The sequence below is a fragment of the Ferrovibrio sp. GW821-FHT12D07 genome, from assembly GCF_058807275.1.
This window is the reverse complement of record NZ_JBXAQN010000001.1, coordinates 1,889,322-1,908,664: the sequence shown is the minus strand read 5'-3', so window position 1 is coordinate 1,908,664 and position 19,343 is coordinate 1,889,322. Positions and strand designations below refer to the sequence as shown.

At 61.1% G+C, this 19,343-nt stretch carries 13 protein-coding genes and 1 tRNA gene; 2 read left to right on the top strand and 12 right to left on the bottom strand.

The window, feature by feature from the left end; genetic code table 11:
* Nucleotides 1-18 precede the first annotated feature (18 nt).
* The 3 genes from lon to clpP all read right to left on the bottom strand — a co-directional run bounded on the left by lon (nucleotide 19) and on the right by clpP (nucleotide 5,100).
* A complete protein-coding gene (lon, locus tag AC1RRE_RS09450) occupies nucleotides 19-2,433 on the bottom strand; it encodes an endopeptidase La (RefSeq protein WP_492980874.1) in 2,415 nt (804 codons plus the stop codon).
* 522 nt (nucleotides 2,434-2,955) lie between these two features.
* Nucleotides 2,956-4,218, bottom strand: coding sequence for an ATP-dependent Clp protease ATP-binding subunit ClpX (gene clpX / locus AC1RRE_RS09445; RefSeq protein WP_492980873.1), 1,263 nt, complete (start codon nucleotides 4,216-4,218; stop codon nucleotides 2,956-2,958).
* Between the two features lie 261 nt (nucleotides 4,219-4,479).
* Nucleotides 4,480-5,100 (bottom strand): ATP-dependent Clp endopeptidase proteolytic subunit ClpP, encoded by a 621-nt coding sequence (clpP, locus tag AC1RRE_RS09440; RefSeq protein WP_492981347.1) that lies wholly within the window; start codon nucleotides 5,098-5,100, stop codon nucleotides 4,480-4,482.
* A gap of 165 nt (nucleotides 5,101-5,265) precedes the next feature.
* Here clpP and AC1RRE_RS09435 point away from each other — a divergent pair, with 165 nt between their 5' ends.
* Entirely contained in the window at nucleotides 5,266-5,823 is a 558-nt protein-coding gene (locus tag AC1RRE_RS09435) for a putative glycolipid-binding domain-containing protein (protein WP_492980872.1), read from the top strand.
* Nucleotides 5,824-5,877: 54 nt separating this feature from the next.
* Here AC1RRE_RS09435 and tig read toward each other — a convergent pair whose 3' ends face one another.
* From tig to AC1RRE_RS09400, 7 genes are all read right to left on the bottom strand, one after another.
* Complete coding sequence (tig, locus tag AC1RRE_RS09430) at nucleotides 5,878-7,200, bottom strand: trigger factor (RefSeq protein ID WP_492980871.1); 1,323 nt, start codon at nucleotides 7,198-7,200, stop codon at nucleotides 5,878-5,880.
* Nucleotides 7,201-7,253: 53 nt separating this feature from the next.
* A tRNA-Leu gene (locus AC1RRE_RS09425) sits at nucleotides 7,254-7,338 on the bottom strand.
* Nucleotides 7,339-7,517: 179 nt separating this feature from the next.
* Nucleotides 7,518-8,801 carry a calcium-binding protein gene (locus AC1RRE_RS09420; protein WP_492980870.1) on the bottom strand — a complete coding sequence of 428 codons (1,284 nt, stop codon included), beginning with the start codon at nucleotides 8,799-8,801 and terminating at the stop codon, nucleotides 7,518-7,520.
* Nucleotides 8,802-8,990: 189 nt separating this feature from the next.
* Complete coding sequence (locus AC1RRE_RS09415; protein ID WP_492980869.1) at nucleotides 8,991-11,186, bottom strand: calcium-binding protein; 2,196 nt, start codon at nucleotides 11,184-11,186, stop codon at nucleotides 8,991-8,993.
* 199 nt (nucleotides 11,187-11,385) lie between these two features.
* The gene (locus AC1RRE_RS09410) at nucleotides 11,386-12,726 is read right to left on the bottom strand and encodes a calcium-binding protein (RefSeq protein WP_492980868.1); all 1,341 of its coding nucleotides are present in this window, start codon (nucleotides 12,724-12,726) and stop codon (nucleotides 11,386-11,388) included.
* Between the two features lie 209 nt (nucleotides 12,727-12,935).
* Nucleotides 12,936-14,144 carry a calcium-binding protein gene (locus AC1RRE_RS09405; RefSeq protein ID WP_492980867.1) on the bottom strand — a complete coding sequence of 403 codons (1,209 nt, stop codon included), beginning with the start codon at nucleotides 14,142-14,144 and terminating at the stop codon, nucleotides 12,936-12,938.
* Between the two features lie 122 nt (nucleotides 14,145-14,266).
* Complete coding sequence (locus AC1RRE_RS09400; RefSeq protein ID WP_492980866.1) at nucleotides 14,267-14,965, bottom strand: glycosyltransferase family protein; 699 nt, start codon at nucleotides 14,963-14,965, stop codon at nucleotides 14,267-14,269.
* Between the two features lie 258 nt (nucleotides 14,966-15,223).
* On the opposite strand from AC1RRE_RS09400, the gene AC1RRE_RS09395 reads away from it, so the two are divergent.
* On the top strand, nucleotides 15,224-16,495 hold the full coding sequence (locus AC1RRE_RS09395; protein ID WP_492980865.1) for a SulP family inorganic anion transporter: 1,272 nt from the start codon (nucleotides 15,224-15,226) through the stop codon (nucleotides 16,493-16,495).
* Here the strand turns inward: AC1RRE_RS09395 and AC1RRE_RS09390 are convergent.
* Nucleotides 16,464-17,924, bottom strand: coding sequence for an NAD(P)H-hydrate dehydratase (locus AC1RRE_RS09390; RefSeq protein ID WP_492980864.1), 1,461 nt, complete (start codon nucleotides 17,922-17,924; stop codon nucleotides 16,464-16,466). The two genes, AC1RRE_RS09395 and AC1RRE_RS09390, sit on opposite strands and share 32 nt — an antisense overlap.
* 12 nt (nucleotides 17,925-17,936) lie before the next feature.
* Complete coding sequence (locus AC1RRE_RS09385; RefSeq protein WP_492980863.1) at nucleotides 17,937-19,340, bottom strand: amidase; 1,404 nt, start codon at nucleotides 19,338-19,340, stop codon at nucleotides 17,937-17,939.
* Between the last annotated feature and the right edge of the window lie 3 nt (nucleotides 19,341-19,343).

The following is a 19,343-nucleotide window of genomic DNA, read 5'->3' as shown; positions in this document are numbered from 1 at the left end:
TCCGAACCGCTCTGACGGTCAATGTTTGACCATGCCCTCACGATCGCCTTCCGCTTCCGGCTCGACGACCGCAGGTTTGTTCAGATCGTCAACGTCGTTCCACTCAATTGGTTTCAATTCCGCCACTAAAGCGTGCTTGAGAACCTCCTCGCAGGTCGCCACCGGGACGATCTCGAGGCCTTTTTTGACGTTGTCGGGTATCTCGACCAGGTCCTTTTCGTTCTCCTTGGGGATCAAAACCTTCTTGATCCCGCCCCGATGGGCCGCCAGGAGCTTCTCCTTGAGGCCGCCGATGGGGAGAACGCGGCCGCGCAGGGTGACTTCGCCGGTCATGGCGACGTCCTTGCGGACCGGAATACCCGTCAGTACCGAGACGATCGAGGTGACCATGCCCACGCCCGCCGAGGGGCCGTCCTTGGGGGTCGCACCCTCCGGCACGTGGACGTGGATATCGCGCTTGTCGAAGATCGGCGGCTTGATGCCGAAGGACACCGCGCGGGACCGGACATAGGACCGGGCCGCCTGCACGGATTCCTGCATCACTTCGCCGAGCTTGCCGGTGATGGTCATGCGGCCCTTGCCGGGCAGCATGACGGACTCGATCGACAGCAGCTCGCCGCCCACTTCAGTCCAGGCCAGGCCGGTAACCGTACCGACCAGATCCTCCAGCTCCGCCTCGCCGTAGCGATGGCGACGCACGCCGGCATACTTGTCGAGGTTCTTCGAGGTGACCTTTACCGACTTCACACCCTTGGACAGGATTTCCTTGACCGCCTTGCGGGCCAGGTTAGCCAGTTCGCGCTCCAGCGAACGCACGCCGGCCTCGCGGGTGTAATAGCGGACCAGGTCGCGCAGCGCCTCGTCGGCGATCGACCACTCGCCCTTCTTCAGGCCAGCAGCTTCGATCTGCTTGTCGATCAGGTGACGCTTTGCGATCTCGATCTTCTCATCCTCGGTGTAGCCGGGGATGCGGATGATCTCCATGCGATCAAGCAGCGGCTGCGGCATACGCAGGCTGTTGGCCGTGCAGATGAACATCACGTCGGAGAGATCGTAGTCGACCTCAAGATAGTGATCGCTGAAGGTGCTGTTCTGCTCGGGGTCGAGCACTTCCAGCAGCGCCGAGGACGGATCGCCGCGGAAGTCCTGGCCCATCTTGTCGATCTCATCGAGCAGGAAGAGCGGGTTGTTGGCCTTCGCCTTCTTCATCGACTGCACGACCTTGCCAGGCATCGAACCGATGTAGGTGCGGCGGTGACCGCGGATTTCGGCTTCGTCGCGCACGCCGCCGAGCGACACGCGCACGAAGTTGCGGCCGGTCGACTTGGCGATCGACTTGCCCAGCGAGGTCTTGCCAACGCCCGGCGGACCGACGAGGCAGAGGATCGGGCCCTTCAGCTTGCCCGAGCGCTGCTGCACGGCGAGATACTCAAGGATACGCTCCTTGACCTTCTCCAGGCCGTAATGGTCGTCGTTCAACACCTTTTCGGCGTTCTTGATGTCTTTCTTGACCTTGCTACGCTTGCCCCACGGGATCGACAGCAGCCAGTCGAGGTAATTGCGGATGACGGTCGCTTCGGCCGACATCGGGCTCATCGAGCGCAGCTTCTTCACCTCGGCAACGGCCTTTTCACGGGCTTCCTTGCTGAGGCGGGTCTTCTTGATGCGCAGCTCGATCTCGGCCACCTCATCGCGGCCGTCCTCGCCCTCGCCCAGCTCCTTCTGGATCGCTTTGAGCTGTTCGTTCAGATAATACTCGCGCTGGGTCTTCTCCATCTGGCGCTTCACGCGCGAGCGGATCTTCTTTTCGACCTGCAGCACGCCGATCTCGCCCTCCATCATGGCGTAGACGCGCTCGAGGCGTTCCACCACGTTGGAGATTTCCAGCAGTTCCTGCTTGTCGCTGATCTTGATGGTCAGATGCGAGGCGACCGTATCGGCCAGCTTGGATGCATCGTCGATCTGGTTCAGCGAAACCAGAACCTCGGGCGGAATCTTGCGGTTCAGTTTCACATACTGTTCGAACTGGTTGATCACCGAACGCGACAGCGCTTCGATCTCGCGGCCTTCACCGGTGTCATCGCTCACGACCTCGGCCTGGACCTGGAAGAAGTCGGGGTTCTCGTTGAACTTGGTGATCTTGGCGCGCTGGCTGCCCTCGACCAGCACCTTCACGGTGCCATCGGGCAGGCGCAGCAGCTGCAGCACCGAGGCGATGGTGCCGACGCTGTGAATGTCTTCAGCGCTGGGGTTGTCCTGACCGGCGTTCTTCTGGGCGACGAGCAGAATCTGCTTGTCGTCCTTCATGACATCCTCGAGGGCCCGCACAGACTTCTCGCGACCGACAAAGAGCGGCACGATCATGTGCGGGAACACGACGATGTCCCGCAGCGGCAGGACAGGGAAAACTTGGGCGCGGGGCGATGTAAACATGCGTGGCTTCATCCTGAAGGACGGCTGTGGGGGAGGCCTGGAAAAGGCGTCCGGTTTGCCGCCTGATGGCAATTAAGATGGGAATTCCGGCAAGGTCCGTCAAGGCACGGTCCCTGCAACAAACGGCATAAAGGCTTACCGATGACACAACCCGAGTCGCAACCTAAAGGCATTGTAGAGCTGGCATTGCGCAATGTCCGAGCCAGCCGGACCGGGCTTTGCAATCCGCATTCAGCGAGGCTTTGCCGCTGATCCGGCCAACAGCCCGGCTGCCGTCATGCTGAGATAAGGTCCGGTGGGGAAAACTCTCAGCGATTCATGCGGCTTGTGACCGGGGACACGTTGGCCGACCACGAAGACGGTTTCCGCAAGCCACAGGACGATCGGCGTCGGCGCGCCCTACTGCACGGATTCTACGAGCCTTTTCCTGTCATGGACCATGACAGGTCGCCACGCGAGTAAACACGGCCCGCAACTTATCAACAGGGTTAATGCCGAGGCAGTCCATATCTGGTGTAGCGCCTAGGCGCTGACGTCTTCCTGCTTGCGGTCGGCGTAGATCAGCAGCGGCTTGGCCCGGCCCTCGACCACGTCGGGGGCAATCACCACTTCCTCGACACCGTTCATGTTCGGCAGATCGAACATCGGATCGAGCAGGATGGCTTCCAGGATCGAGCGCAGGCCACGGGCGCCAGTCTTGCGGGCGATCGCCTTGCGGGCGACCGCGCCGACGGCCTCCTCGGAGAAGGTCAGCTTGACGTCTTCCATCTCGAACAGGCGCTGGTACTGCTTGATCAGGGCATTCTTCGGCTTGGTCAGGATGTCGACCAGCGCCGGCTCGTCCAGATCGTTCAGGGTGGCGATCACCGGCAGACGACCGATGAATTCCGGGATCAGGCCGAACTTGAGCAGATCGTCAGGCTCGACCTCGGCCAGGATTTCACCGGAGCGACGCTCGTCGGGACCGCGCACTTCGGCACCGAAGCCGATGGACGTGCCCTTGCCGCGACCGGCGATGATCTTTTCCAGGCCGGCGAAGGCGCCGCCGCAGATGAACAGGATGTTGGTGGTGTCGACCTGCAGGAATTCCTGCTGCGGGTGCTTGCGGCCGCCCTGCGGCGGCACGGAGGCAACCGTGCCTTCCATGATCTTCAGCAGGGCCTGCTGCACGCCTTCACCCGACACGTCGCGGGTGATCGACGGGTTGTCGGACTTGCGGCTGATCTTGTCGACTTCGTCGATATAAACGATGCCGCGCTGTGCGCGCTCGACATTGTAGTCGGCCGACTGCAGCAGCTTCAGGATGATGTTTTCCACGTCCTCGCCCACGTAACCGGCTTCGGTCAGCGTGGTGGCATCGGCCATGGTGAAGGGCACTTCCAGGATGCGGGCCAGCGTCTGGGCCAGCAGCGTCTTGCCGCAGCCCGTGGGGCCGACCAGCAGGATGTTCGACTTGGCCAGCTCGACGTCGTTGTTCTTGCCGCCGTGGCCGATGCGCTTGTAGTGGTTGTGGACCGCGACCGAGAGAACCTTCTTGGCGTGGTTCTGGCCGATCACGTAATCGTCCAGCACGCGGCAGATTTCCTGGGGGGTGGGCACGCCGTCCCGGGTCTTCACCAGGGCAGATTTGTGCTCTTCACGGATGATATCCATGCAGAGCTCGACGCACTCGTCGCAGATGAACACCGTCGGACCGGCGATGAGCTTGCGCACCTCGTGCTGGCTCTTGCCGCAGAACGAGCAGTACAACGTATTCTTGGAGTCACCGCCGCTCAATTTAGTCATACCTGCTCCACTGAGCGGGCCGGCGTCGGGCGACGCAGGCCCCTATTCCATCGAATCAACATCATAAGGAACGACCGCCCGTCACACAACGGAGATAGGGCCGGTTTGGCTCCACAGAAACCCCGGAAAAGGGTCACGTTACGATGATTTAACGTCCGCTGCCGCGGCGACAGGCGGGTCTGCCGGCCAAGCATTTGAGATAACGGCAAAAACCGGTGCCGCCCGGCACCGGAAGCCGCCGCTCCCCATAGAACCCGCGGGTTACTTCTTGGTCGTGGGCTCAGCGCGGCGGTCCACCACTTCATCCACCAGGCCGAAGGTCTTCGCCTCGGTGGGGGTCATGAAGCGGTCGCGCTCCATGGCGTTTTCAATCTTGTCCACATCCTGGCCGGTATGCTTGGCGTAGATGGCGTTCAGGCGATTGCGCAGGTTGAGGATTTCCTGGGCATGGATTTCGATGTCCGAAGCCTGGCCCTGGAAGCCGCCGGACGGCTGGTGGATCATCACCCGCGCGTTCGGCAGGCAGAAGCGCATGCCCTTTTCGCCCGCCGCCAGCAGCAGCGAGCCCATCGAGGCGGCCTGGCCGATGCACAGGGTCGAAATCTTCGGGCGGATATACTGCATGGTGTCGTAGATCGCCATGCCAGCCGTCACCAGACCGCCGGGGCTGTTGATATAGAGCGAGATTTCCTTGTTCGGATTCTCGGCTTCCAGGAACAGCAGCTGGGCAGTCACCAGCGAAGCCACGGCGTCATTCACCGGGCCGACCATGAAGATGATGCGCTCTTTCAGCAGTCTGGAATAGATGTCGTAGGACCGCTCGCCCCGGTTGGTCTGCTCGACCACCATCGGAACCAGCATGTTCATGTACGTATCGACCATCTTTTCCATGACGCGCCCTGCAACGGAGAAATCTGTTCCCTTAATGTGGCGCAGACCTCCCCGTCCTTCAATGGCTGGGGGCCAGTAACTTGGTCTGCAACCTGGGCCCGGGAACTCGCCCCGCCGGCACCCTGTTAGCCCATTCCGAGGCTTTGGGAGGCTGCGATGGCCGATTCCGCATTCTGGGAGTGTCTGTACACGCCGGGCCATGATGCCGCCTGCCTGACCCGCCACGGCGCGGAAGGCTGGCTGCTTCGCGGTACTGCCGTATTCCGCCATGATGCCGGGCCCGCCTGCGTCAATTACGCCGTCGAGATTGACGCGGCATGGGAATCGCGGCGCGGGATCGTGCAGGGATACCTGGGTGACCGGCCGTTCGATCATCTGATCGAACGCGCAGCGGAGGGCTGGCGCCTCGACGGCCGTCCGGTCGGCCTGGGCCATCTGGTCGATCTGGATTTCGGCTTCACCCCGGCGACCAACCTGCAGCAGCTGCGCCGCGCCGCCCTCCAGCCGGGTCAGGCCACCGACATGACGGTCGCCTGGTTCGACCTGGGCGAGACCGCCCTGACCGCCCTGCCCCAGCATTACGAATGCCTGGAGGCGACGCGCTACAAGTATGTCTCGCCGTCCGGTCCCTACGAAGCCGTCCTCGAACTGGCGTCGAACGGCTTCACCAAGACCTATCCCGATCTGTGGCGGATGGTGGAAGGCCCAAAATGAAAAACGCCGGGGCATGCCCCGGCGTTTCAAGCTCTTGCGAAAAGATCGGACGGATCAGGCGACCGCCTCGACCTCCTTCTGCAGTTCTTCCTTGGTGACCGGCTTGTCGGTCACGGTGGCCATCTCGAGAATGAAGTCGACCACCTTGTCCTCGAAGATCGGGGCACGCAGGCTGTTGGCGGCTTCCGGGTTCTTCTGGAAGTATTCCATCACCTGACGCTCCTGGCCCGGGAAACGGCGGGCCTGCTCGATCATGGCGCGGGTGACTTCTTCCGGCTTCACTTCGATGTTGTTGGCGCGGCCGACTTCCGACAGCAGCAGGCCGAGACGGATGCGGCGCTCGGCGATCTTGCGATACTCGGTCTTCAGCTCGTCTTCGGTCTTCTTCTCTTCGGCCAGCTCGGCTTCGAGACGAGCCTTGTCGGCACTGATCTCGCCCCAGATCTGCTGGAACTCCATGTCGACCATGCCATCCGGCACATCGAAGCTGTTCTGCTCGGCCAGCTGATCCAGCAGGCCGCGCTTCAGCTTCATGCGCGACAGGCTCTTGTATTCCTGGCCCAGGTCGCGCTTCACGTTGTCCTTCAGCTCCTGCAGCGACTGCAGGCCGAAACGCTTGGCCATTTCGTCATCCAGCACGACCGCCTGGCCGCCGCGGACTTCCTTCATGGTGCAGGCGAATTCCGCCGGCTTGCCCGACAGCTCGGCATTGCCGTAATTGTCCGGGAAGGTGACGGTGACGGTCTTGGCATCGCCGGCCTTCAGGCCGATGAGCTGCTCTTCAAAGCCCGGGATGAAGGTCTTCGAGCCCAGCACCAGCGGATAATCGGTGGCGGTGCCGCCATCGAACTTCACGCCGCCGACGCTGCCCGAGAAATCGATCACGACCTGGTCACCGTCAGCCGAGGCGCGCTCGACCTTTTCATAGGTCTTCTGCTGCTCGGACAGGCGCTTCAGGAATTCGTCGACTTCGGTCTCGGCCGGTTCAACGACCAGACGCTCGAGCTTGATGCTCTTGTAGTCGCCCGCCGGGATTTCCGGCAGCACTTCGATGGCGATGGTGCATTCGAAATCCTTGCCCTCTTCGAAGGACTGGATGTCGACCTTGGGCTGCAGCGCCGGACGCAGGTTCTTCTCTTCCAGCGTCTTCTGCAGTGCGTTGTTCACCGACTCTTCCATCGCCTCGCCCAGCAGGGCGCGGCCATACTGCTTCTTCACCAGTGCGGCGGGCGCCTTGCCCGGGCGGAAGCCCGGCATGTTCACCTGGCCGCGAATGGTTTCCAGCTTCTGGTTGACGGTGCTTTCCAGCGCGGCGGCGTTGATAACCACCTTGTATTCGCGCTTCAGGCCGGAGGCGCTGATTTCCGTGATCTGCATGACCGAATTACCTGTCTCTATCTTAAGAATATCGTGTGCCAGCGGCGGGGAGCTGGTGCGGGCGGAGGGACTTGAACCCACACGCCTTGCGGCACAGGAACCTAAATCCTGCGTGTCTACCAGTTCCACCACGCCCGCGCCCCGCACCGGGGCCGGCGCGAAGGCGCAGTCTATAGCACGGTCAAAACGACGGCGCGAGGCTTTTGGGCGGTTTTCCGCACCCCGCCCGGCAAATCAAAAAACCCAGAAAATTCAGCTATTTCCAAAAAGAAAAGCCCGGCCTTTCGGCCGGGCTTCCCGAATGCCACGCGAAGCGGTTAGACGGCCGCCGCGAGGATCGGGGAGTGCATCTCCGGATGCAAGGAGGACAGCGGGAGGCCGCCCTCGCCCATCGGCTCCGGGGCAAAGCTTGCCATGGCGCCGATCAGGCCGGAGATGGGTGCGGAATATCCTTCAACGGTGCTGATCCTTTCGACACGGCCGGCACCGGCGAGGAACTGATCGTGGACGACAACCGACAGCCCGCTGGTATGCGTGATCATCAGGCTGTTGCCGACCCGGGTCTGGGTCAGGTCGTTGATCGACAGATTGCCGAAGTTGAGGGTGTCGTTCGTGTCATTCCCCTCTTCGATGATGTTGTAATGGCTGCTGCCGGCGGCAAAGCGATAGTCGTCATTCCCCAAGCCGCCCATGAGGGTGTCGCCGCTACCGCCCATTCCATGAATGACGTCATTGCCGCCCAGGGAAGAGATGACATTGACGCCGCTGGTACCATAAATAATGTCTCCGTAGTCGGAGCCGACGACATTCTCGACATTAAGTACGGTGTCATAGCCGAGGTCCGCGCTATACGTGAAGGCGGCATTGAGATCGACAATGACAGGACCGGCAGATGCACTGCAACTGACCGTGTCAGTGCCCGCTCCGCCATCGATATAATCACTTCCGACGCCGCCGGTCAGAGTATCGCTGCCGGCACCACCGAGCAGTGTATCGTCACCACGGTCACCAAACAGCCGATCGTCGCCATCACCACCATCGAGGACATTGGCCCCGACATTGCCAATAATAGTGTCACCAAAAACACTGCCGGTAACGTTCTCAATTGAAATCAGAACGTCGCCCTGGGCATGCCCGCCGCTTTGTGCACCCGAATTCTGCAGACTGACAACCACACGGGCATCGGAACCGGCATAGCTGACCGTATCGATGCCGGTCCCACCGTCCAGACGGTCCGCACCGCCAAGGCCTTCGAGCACATCGTTGCCGTTTCTGCCAACAAGCCAGTTGAATCCGGCATTGCCGGTCAGTACGTCGCCATAGCTGCTGCCATAAACATTCTCGAAGCTGACATAGGTGTCGCCCTGGGCATAACCGCCCGAACCGACATTCGTCGTCAGGTTCACATTCACGCCGGCAGTCGAGGATTCGTAATCCACCGTGTCGGAGACGTCTGCCATGCCAACGATTTGTTCGGCGGATGCCTCGCCGATGTAATACCCGAGATCGACCCAGAAGCCGGGAGCCGCTGCGGCCGCATCCCGCCCGGAGTCCGTCATTTCAATCTCATGGCCGGTCGCATTCTTTTTCTTGGTGGTCATTCCATTCCAGTCCTTCTGATCGGTTGTCCTTGCACCACCTGATGACGCTAACAAGCCCGCTCATGCCGGAGACCTACAAAATGCATGCTGGAAATCCGGATTTCTTGCCTGAAACACCGCCTTTGTGAGCAGTCAAAAAAGAAAAGCCCGGCCTTTCGGCCGGGCTTCCCGAACTCCCGTGCAAACCGCCTAAACAGCGGCCGCGAGGATCGGGGAGTGCATCTCCGGATGCAAGAAGGACAGCGGGAGGCCGCCCTCACCCATCGACGCCGGGGCAAAGCATGCCATGGCGCCGATCAGGCCGGAGATGGGTGCCGAAGCGCCCTCCATCGTGTAGATCGTCTCGATACCGCGTCCATCGCCAGCGAACTGACCAACAACGACCACGTTCACCCCGGAAGCATGAGTAATATGCAGATCATCGCCGACCCGGGCCTGATTCAGGTCTGCAATGGATATGCCGCGGAAGTGGACGGCATCGTTTCCATAACTGTCTTCAACCGTGGCGTTCGTCACGAGAGAGTCGCTGAAGTAATACGAGTCGTCGCCAATACCTCCGGCGAGATAATCGTTCCCTCCCAGCCCATGGATATGGTCGGAGCCAGCCCCGCCTTGGATTGAATTTCCACCCGCGTTGCCCATGATGAGATCGTCGTATGCCGACCCGATCACATTCTCGATCCCTGTCAGGATATCGCCCTCGGCCTCGTCTCCTTGGCCAAGACCCGTGATCAGGTCGATCGACACCCCACCAGTGGCCTCGAAATATGCCACGGTATCTATACCATCTCCGCCATCCAGACGATCGCGGCCTGTGCCGCCAGCCAGCAGATCATTGCCCTGACCGCCATCCAAGATATCATCACCTTCTCGGCCCCACAGAAAATCCTGCCCATCGCCTCCAATGAAAGTATTGGCCTCGGCATTTCCATATATGCTGTCGTCGTAGGCGGTCGCGATGACATTCTCAATACCGGATAGGAAATCGCCCTCTGCAATGGCCCCACCACCACCGATGCCGGAGAAGCTTGAACCGCTGGCAATGTCCTCCTGCGGAACATCGATCACATTCAAATCAAGATAATAAAAACCTTCTGTGGCGGCAGAATAGTCGATCGTGTCCGATCCTGCGTCGCCGCTGTGGAAATCGCTTCCCAGGCCAGCAACGAAAAAGTCATTTCCGGCACCGCCGTATAGCCAGTCATGTCCATCCCGACCGATGATCAGATCGTCGCCATCGCCGGCACGAATGTCATCATTGCCGGAGCTGCCATAGAAATTGTCGGCAAAATTGGTGCCTTGGAATATCTCAATGTTGACGAACACGTCACCGGCAGCGGCACCCGCCAACCCCGTCCCAGTCCCGATATCGATCGTCACGCCCATTGTCGCCAGCGAGTAGTCCACTATGTCGGCATCGGCGCCACCATCCATATACTCTACGCCATCGCCGCCAAGAATCCTGTCATAGCCAGCTCCAGCATATAGTGCATCGCGCCCACCATTCCCGTAGATGGTATCGTTGCCGCCTTCACCCCAGATCGAGTTGTTGCCACTGCTGCCATACAGCGTATCGCCGAAATTGGTGCCGCGGACATTCTCAATGCTGTCATAGGAGTCGTAACTACTCCCGTCATAGCCAAAACCATTACCCAGGTAGACCGATACGCCGGTCGTGTTGGACGAATAATTCACGAGATCGATGCCACTGCCTCCATCGAGATAGTCTTCGCCAGCACCTCCAGTCAGCTCATCATCACCCGCACCGCCGAACAGCACGTCATCGCCGGCCCCGCCGTTGAGGAAGTCACGGCCATTGCCGCCGTCAAGAACATTGAATCCGCTATTACCGGTGAGACTGTCGCTGAAGGCGCTGCCGGTCAGGCCCTCGATACTAACAAGAATGTCTCCCTGGGCGTGCCCGCCGTACTGCCCCCCAGAGTTCGCCAGGTTGACAACAACGCCCGCGTTGGAAGCAGCGTAGCTCGCGGTGTCGAAGCCGGTGCCGCCATCCAGGTAATCACCCGTGGTCATGCCCTGGATCAGGTCGTTACCGCCCTTCCCGTAGATTACATTGTCGTAGGCATTGCCGGTCAGCACGTCGTCGTAGTTGCTGCCGTAAATGTGTTCGATTTCGTAATAGGTATCGCCCTGGGCATAACCGCCGGAACCAACACCGGTCGTCAGATTCACATTCACGCCGGCCGTGGAATTCTTATAGTCGACGGATTGATAGTCATAAAAATCGCCGACGAAATTCTCGGCGAAGGCTTCCGCCACATAATAGCCAGGAAAAGGCTGGGAGAAATTCTGCGCCTGGTCCTGCAAATCCAGTTCAAGCTCGGCCGACAGGCTCCAGTTCTTGGTGTTGCTGTTCTTCTTCATGGATCGGTCCTTCTGACAGATGGGCTTGCACCGTGCCTACGATGTTAACAAGCCCGTCCATGCTGGCGACTTCAAAGTGCTTACCTAAAATCCGGATTTCTCGTCCGAAAATCCGGCAAGCGATGCCCATCCTCCTTGGTATCGCATTAAAAAAGCCCGGCCTTTCGGCCGGGCTTTCAGGAGGCAACACCGAATGATGTCAGACCGGAGCCGCAAGAAGCGGCGAAGAGACCTCCGTATCGCTGAACAGGCTGCTGCCTCCACCCATGAAGACTGGAGCAAAGCTGGCCATCATGCCGATCAGGCTGGAGATCGGGGCCGAACTGCCTTCGTTGGTCTGGATTCTCTCGATATGTCCTGCGCCGGCGGTGAACTGATCCACCACGCGCACGGACAGGCCGCTCGTATGCGTGATCAGCAGATCGTTGCCAACCCGGGACTGCGTCAGGTCATTGATGGAGATTTCCCGGAAATTCATCACATCGTTCAGGTCATTGCCGGTTTCGAAGACCGTCACCTGGGCGGCACCGCTCTGGAAATAATAGACATCGTTGCCAGTACCCCCATGCAGGGTATCATTACCGCCACCGCCATAGATGGCGTCGGCCCCACCTTCACCCCGAATGATGTTGGCTACACCGCTGCCACGCAGCGTATCCCCCATATTCGATCCGCGGATGTTTTCGATATTGGCATAGGTGTCGATGATGGACGCGTCGAAGTCGTCGCCAAATCCGAAGCCGGCGCCCAGATCGACATACACAGGACCCAGATTGCCTGAGTAATCCACGGCGTCGTTGCCAGTACCGCCATCCATATAATCGGTGCCCTGGCCGCCGATCAACGTGTCATTGTCGGCACCGCCGCGCAGGGTGTCGTCACCATCGCCGCCATACAAGGTATCGTTGCCGGCTTTGCCTTCAATGATATCGGCGCCGCCTTCGCCCCGGATGACATTGTTGCCAATGGTGCCCTCAAGAGTATCTCCCATGCTAGACCCGCGCAGGTTTTCCACACTGAAGTAGGTATCCGCGAGGGAGAGATCGAAGGGATCGCTGCCGAAACCCAGACCGGCCAGATTGATGTAGACTGGACCGGCGTTATTCGAATAATCGGCGGTATCTTCGCCATCGCCACCGTTCATGTAGTCGGCGCCAGTGCCGCCGAACAGCGTGTCGTTGCCGCCACCGCCATACAGCATGTCGTCGCCGCCGCGACCATGGATCGCATTGTCCAGATCGTTGCCGATCAGTACATCGTCGAAGCTGCTGCCGTAGACGCTGTCGATTGCGACATACGTGTCGCCATCCGCATAGCCGCCAGAGCCGACGCCCGTGGCCAGGTTCACGGTCACACCTGCGGTGGATTCCTGATAGGAGACGGTTTCATAGCTGAATTCGCTGCCGACGAAGGATTCGGCAAAGGCTTCAGCCACGAAGAAGCCGGGAAATGGTTCATAGTAATTCTCAAGCGATCCCTGCCATTCCGCTGCATCTCCGGCTGGCGTATTCAGGATCTTGTCGTTGCCCTTGGTTTTCATGGGTCTGTCCTTGATGGATTTTCTTGCACCACCTGAAACGCTAGCAAGCACATCCATACCCGGCACTGACTCGACAGAGTTAGCCTTTTGGACCTAACCGCCAGCCCCACTTACGATAATAATATGTGTAGAAAGTTCAGAGTCTTCGACGTCATTCATGGAAAAAGCCCGGCCTTGCGGCCGGGCTTTCAGGTTCAATTTCTGAGACCTTAAACCGCAGCCGCGAGCATCGGCGACTGGGTTTCCGGATCGAGGAAGGAGCCACTGCCCTCACCCATCGAGGCCGGGGCGTAACCAGCCATAGCATCAACCAGCCCCGAGATTGGTGCCGAGTAACCTTCATTGGTGTGAATCCACTCGATCTTGCCGCTGCCGGCAGCAAACTGGCCAACCACGATCACGACCAGACCGCTGCTGCCATTCGTGATCCAGAGATCGTTACCAGAGCGGCTCTGGATCAGATCATTGATCGACATGTCCCTGAAATGCAGATTGTCATTGGTATCGCTACCCGTCTCGTGGACAACGGCACTGCTTGGGCCACGGCGGAAGTGATAGATATCATTGCCAGCGCCGCCATGCAGCGTGTCGTGACCGCCTTCTCCATAGATGACATCATCGCCATCCATGCCCTGGATGTCGTTGTCACCTGTGCTGCCATATATCGTATCGCCTCGATATGATCCGCGGACATTCTCGATATTGACGAGGGTGTCATGGCCTTGGATGTTGAAGCCAAAGCCCCCGCCAAGATCGACATAGAGAGCATCCGTCGCGTCGAAATAATCGATCGTGTCGATACCGCTGCCACCATCGATGTGATCATTACCGGCGCCGCCGTTCAGCTTATCGTCACCGCTGCCGCCATTAAGGACATTGGCGCCGCTGTTGCCGGTCAGGATATCACTGAAGCTGCTGCCGGTGACATTCTCGAAATTCACAAGAACATCGCCCTGCGCATGGCCGCCAATCTGGTTTGCCCCATCCAGATTGATGACGACCCGCTCATTGGAGGCAGCATAGCTCACCGTATCGACACCGGTGCCGCCATCCAGATAATCCGCGGCCTGCAGACCCTGGATCAGGTCGTTGCCGCCCATGCCGTAGATGGCATTGTCCAGACCATCGCCGGTCAGCACGTCATCGAAATGGCTGCCCTGGATATTGTCGATGCCAATATAACTGTCGCCTTGGGCATGGCCGCCGGAGCCGATGCCGGTATTGAGGTTCACAGTCACGCCGGCCGTGGAGTTCTGGTAGTTGACGGTATCGTACTCGTCAAAGCTGCCGACGAAGCGCTGGGCGGGCGCCGCCCCCACGAATGTCCGGTAAGGCGAGATATCGCCGTCCTGATCCATCCAGCCGAATACGCTGTCACCCAGCTCATGCCGGGTCTTGGTGTTGTTCCTGGTTTTCATGATTTCCCTCTAGGCAAGTTTCTCTTGCACCGAGGGCGACGCTAACCGGTCGACAGAAACCGCGAAATTATCCAGCGGGATTAGCGTAGGCGTGAAGATTATGCCGCGTGTATGCCTGAACCTTACGCCGGTTTCTTCACGGTACGTTGGTCGCAGCGCAGCGCCGCTTCGCGCTCGGCGAACCACTGCTCGCTGTAGCCGCAATTCTTGAAATCGTCATAGAACGGCCCGCCGATCGTGTAATGCAGGATCGCGGGATCCTTGGCCGGCGGATCGTAATCGACTAGGTGGTTCCAGCGATGCGGCAGGTCGCCGATCTGGTCGTCGTTCTCCAGCCACTTGAACTGGTGCAACTGCAGGCCGGTCGCCGTGTCGACGAAATCAGGGGTCAGCGCCGTGCATTTGGCGCAGTTGAACAGCATGACGCTAGACCAGTTCTTCTTCTCGTATTTGGTCTGCACCTTGTCGAGGAACTTCAGGTCCTCGGTCGGCACGTGGTTGTGCTTGACCACCTGCACAGCATAGCGCTCGTCGCGCAGGTCCCACAGCTTGGCGATATCGTCGACGACAGCCATGTCGTCATCCATGAAGATCGCCCAGCCCTCGAAACCGGCGAGGTAGGGCGTCAGGAAACGGGAGAAGGAGAAATCGGTCGACTGGATCGCATCATGCGGGCGCTTGTAGATGCCCTGCAACTGGTTCAGCGCCAGATGGGTGATCGCCACCGGCTGCGAGCTGTGGCGAATGATGCTGTGGGCGGCCACGCTGGATGCCACCGGAGCGGCCCTGCTGTACCCGATAAAAACGCGGATCATCGACATGATTTCTCCAACCGCGCGGGCCTTCTGACACCGCGCCTCAACTATAGCGGACCCTACCGGCCGACATCCCAACGATCCGTAAACTCCCCGGCCGGGGCCCTTCGCAGACCTTCGTTTTGCTTCGTTTCTTGTTAAAGTTGTTTACAATATAAAAATAACCCGTAATTCGTACAAAATCCCAGCTTTCCTAATGCCCCAAGACGGTATTATGATACCGTAACGTTCAGCGGGGGCACGCCTTGGCAGGCCGTGCAAAGCATGTTCGTACCGAAACTGATCACCTGCCTGCGCGAGGGCTACGGCTTCGCCACGCTCCGCAAGGACGCACTCAGCGGCCTGACGGTGGCCATCGTCGCGTTGCCGCTGGCGATGGCGATCGCCATTGCCTCGGGCATCACGCCCGACAAGGGGCTGTTCACCGCCGTCATCGCCGGCTTCCTGATCTCAGCTTTAGGCGGCAGCCGTCACCAGATCGGCGGACCCACGGCCGCCTTCATCATCGTGGTCTATGGCGTGATCGAGACCCATGGCTATGACGGCCTGCTGATCGCGACACTGATGGCCGGCGCGATGCTGGTGCTGCTGGGCGCGCTGCGGCTCGGCACGCTGATCCGCTTCATCCCCCATCCCGTGATCACCGGCTTCACCGCCGGCATCGCCTTCACCATCCTGTCGACCCAGATCAAGGATTTCTTCGGGTTGGAAATGGCCAGGCTGCCGGCCGCCTTCCTCGACAAATGGGCCGACTACGCGCAGGCCGCGTCCAGCATCCACGGTCCCAGCACCGGCATCGCGATGCTGACGCTGGGAATCATCATCGTGCTGCGCCAGTGGAAACCCGTCTGGCCCGGCCTGCTGATCGGCATCGTCATCGCCACGCTGCTGGCGCAGATCGTGCCGCTGCCGGTCGAGACCATTGCCGGCCGCTTCGGCGCACTGCCCAACCATCTGCCCATGCCATCGCTGCCAGATGGCATCACCGTTGAACGTCTGGTCAAGCTGCTGCCCAGCGCGATCACCATCGCGCTGCTGGCTGGCATCGAAAGTCTGCTCTCCTGCGTGATCGCCGACACCCTCACCGGCACGCGACATCGCTCGAATATCGAACTGATCGGCCAGGGCGTGGCCAATGTCGCCTCGGCGCTGTTCGGCGGCCTGCCGGCGACCGGCGCGCTGGCACGCACGGCGACCAACATCCGGGCCGGCGCAGTGACACCGGTCTCAGGGATGCTGCATGCCCTGTTCCTGCTGCTGTTCATGTGGCTGCTGGCATCTCTCGCCGGCATGGTGCCGCTGGCGGCGCTGGCCGGCGTGCTGGTGATCGTCGCCTGGAACATGAGCGAGCATGAGAAGCTGCGGCATTTTTTCCAGATGCCGCGCGCCGACCAGCTGGTGCTGGCTGTCACGTTCATCCTGACGGTGCTGGTCGACATCACCGTGGCGCTGCTGGCCGGCGTGGCGCTGGCGGTCGCGCTGAAGGGCCTGACGAAAATCCGGGCTATGCGCGCAGAGCCGCCAAAGGTTTCCTGACCGCCAGCGGCAGATCGTCGGCGATCAGCCCCGCGCCGGCTTCTGTGGCCGCCGCACCATGCAGCCAGACCGCGGCACAGGCAGCCTCGAAGGCCGGCATGCCCTGCGCGAGAAGCCCGACACAGAATCCGGCCAGAACATCACCGGCACCGGCCGTGGCGAGATCCGCCGGCGCATTGGCATTGATCGCCGCGCGGCCGTCTGGCGATGCGATTACGGTATCCGCGCCCTTCAGCACGACCACCGCCTTGCTGCGTTCCGCCGCGGCACGTGCACGTTGCAGCTTGAGCTGCTGCGTCAGATCGGGGAACAGGCGCGCGAACTCGCCGTCATGCGGCGTCAGAATTACCGCGCCTTTGACCGCTCCGAATAATGCCTTCGGATCATCGGCAAAGGCGCTGAGTGCATCGGCATCCAGCACGGTGCTGCGTTTCGTTGCCAGCGCATCCAGCACGGCGCGGCGCGTCGCATCCGAGATGCCATTGCCCGGACCAAGCAACAACGCATTGCGGCGCGCATCCTGCAAAGCGGCACGCCAGTCGGGGACACCTTCGCAGGCCAACCGCATCAAAGCGTCGGGTCCACCACCCTGCATCAAGGCTTCTTCGGGCTGCGCCAGAGTCACCAGTCCCGCGCCGATGCGCAGCGCCCCATGACCGGCCAGACGCGCCGCGCCAGCCAGCCGGCCGCCACGGAGCAGCACATGGCCGCGTGCGAATTTATGGCCGTCAATGCGCGGCACCAGCAGAGCGGCGCGCCACAGCGCCGGATCGTTCAGCCATTGCTGCGGTCCAATTTCATCCAGCACCGCAGCGGGAATGCCGATATCGGCAACATGCACATCACCGCAGAGCATACGGCCAGGCAGCAGCAGATGGCCGGGCTTCATCCGGAAGAAGGTGACCGTATGCGCCGCACGGATGGCGATGCCGCGCACCTGCCCGTCATCGCCATGCAGGCCGCTGGGCAGATCGACCGCGACCGCCGGCTTGCCGGCAACATTGACGCCTTCGATCAGCGCTTTTACCGCGCCGTCGAGATCGCGATTCAAGCCCGCGCCGAACAGCGCATCGACAATCACCCCGGCATGGGTTGCCAGGCCGGGAACGGCCTGCAGCACCGGACCGCTCCAGCGCTCCGCCATCGTGGCGGCGTCACCCTTCAGGTCGGCGCGCTCACCCAGCAGGCCAAGCGTGACCTCGCGCCCCGCATCCTGCAGCAACCGCGCCGCGACGAAGCCGTCGCCGCCATTGTTGCCGGGACCGCAGAGCACCAGCACGCGACCGGCGGGATACTGCCGTTGCACCACCCGGGCAACAGCAGCGCCCGCTGCTTCCATCAGATCGAGACTGGAGATACCGCCAGCGACGGCCAGCCGGTCGGACTTCCCCATCTGCCTGACGGACAGAAGGACAGCGCTGTCGCTCATGCAGCCATCACCTCAGGCAATGGGCGGACGTTTCTTGTGCCAGTCGGTGGCGGCTTCATAGGCGGCCGCGCCGCGCAGCACCAGATCGTCGCGATGCATCGGGCCGACAAGCTGCAACCCGATGGGCAGACCGGATTTCGAGAAACCGCAGGGGATCGAGATTGCCGGCTGCTGCGTCAGGTTGAAGGGATAGGTGAACGGTGTCCAGGCCGTCCAGTAGGCATCGTCCATGCTTTCAGGTGCGAGCCGACCCGCCGTGAAGGGCAGCACGGCCAGGCTGGGCGTCAGCAGCAGGTCGTATTCCTCGTGGAACTGCTTCATCTGCACGCCCAGCTTGCCGCGCGCATTCATGGCGGCGAGATACTGCGGCATGGTGATGGCAGCACCGCGCTCGTAGGTCTTGAGCAGACCAGGATCGAGCAGCGCGAGTTTCTCCTTCGGCAGGGCCGAGAGCGCGTTGAAGGCGCCGGCGAACCAGTGTGCGTGGAAAATATCGACCGGATCGTCAAAGCCCGGATCGGTCTCCTCGACGATCGCACCCAGGTCTTCAAACAGATTTGCCGCCGTCTCCACCGCCGCGGCGATTTCGGGGTCGACTTTCGCAAAACCAAGCGCCGGGCTGTAGGCGATCTTCAGGCCCCTGAGTCCCATGCCGAGATTGGCGGTGTAATCCACGTCATGCCAGGGCAGCGAGAACCAGTCGCGCGCATCAGGCCGCGCCATCTCGCGCAGCATCAGCGCCGCATCGCGCACGGTCTTTGTCATCGGACCAAGATGCGCCACGGTACCAAAGGGACTGAGCGGCGCGGCCGGCACACGGCCGAAGCTGGGCTTCAGCCCGACGATGCCGGCGAAGCCTGCCGGGATGCGGATCGAGCCGCCGCCATCGGTGCCGACCGCAAGCTGTCCAAGGCCCGCCGCCACCTGCGCCGATGCGCCACCCGACGAGCCGCCCGGCGTCGTATCGGTGTTCCAGGGATTGCGCGTGATGCCGGTGCGCGGCGAATCCGTCACGCCCTTCCAGCCGAATTCCGGCGTGGTGGTCTTGCCGATGATCACGCAACCGGCCTCGCGCAGGCGCGCCGTCACCGGTGCATCTTCATTCCAGTCCTGCTTTTCATCCACGGTCTTTGAGCCGCGCAGGGTTGGCCAGCCCCTGGTGAGGATGATGTCCTTGATCGAAGCCGGCACTCCGTCGATGGGACTGAGCGGCGTGCCCGCGCGCCAGCGCGCTTCCGATGCCTTGGCGTCGCGGAGCGCGACATCGGGGTCGATCAGGTTATAGGCGTTGATCTTCGGGTTGATGGCGGCGGCCCGCATCAGCAGCGCCTGCGTCGCTTCCACCGGCGACAACCGGTTGTCGCGATAGGCATCCACCAGGTCGCTGGCCGGGAGATAGCAGAGATCGGCGCTCATCAA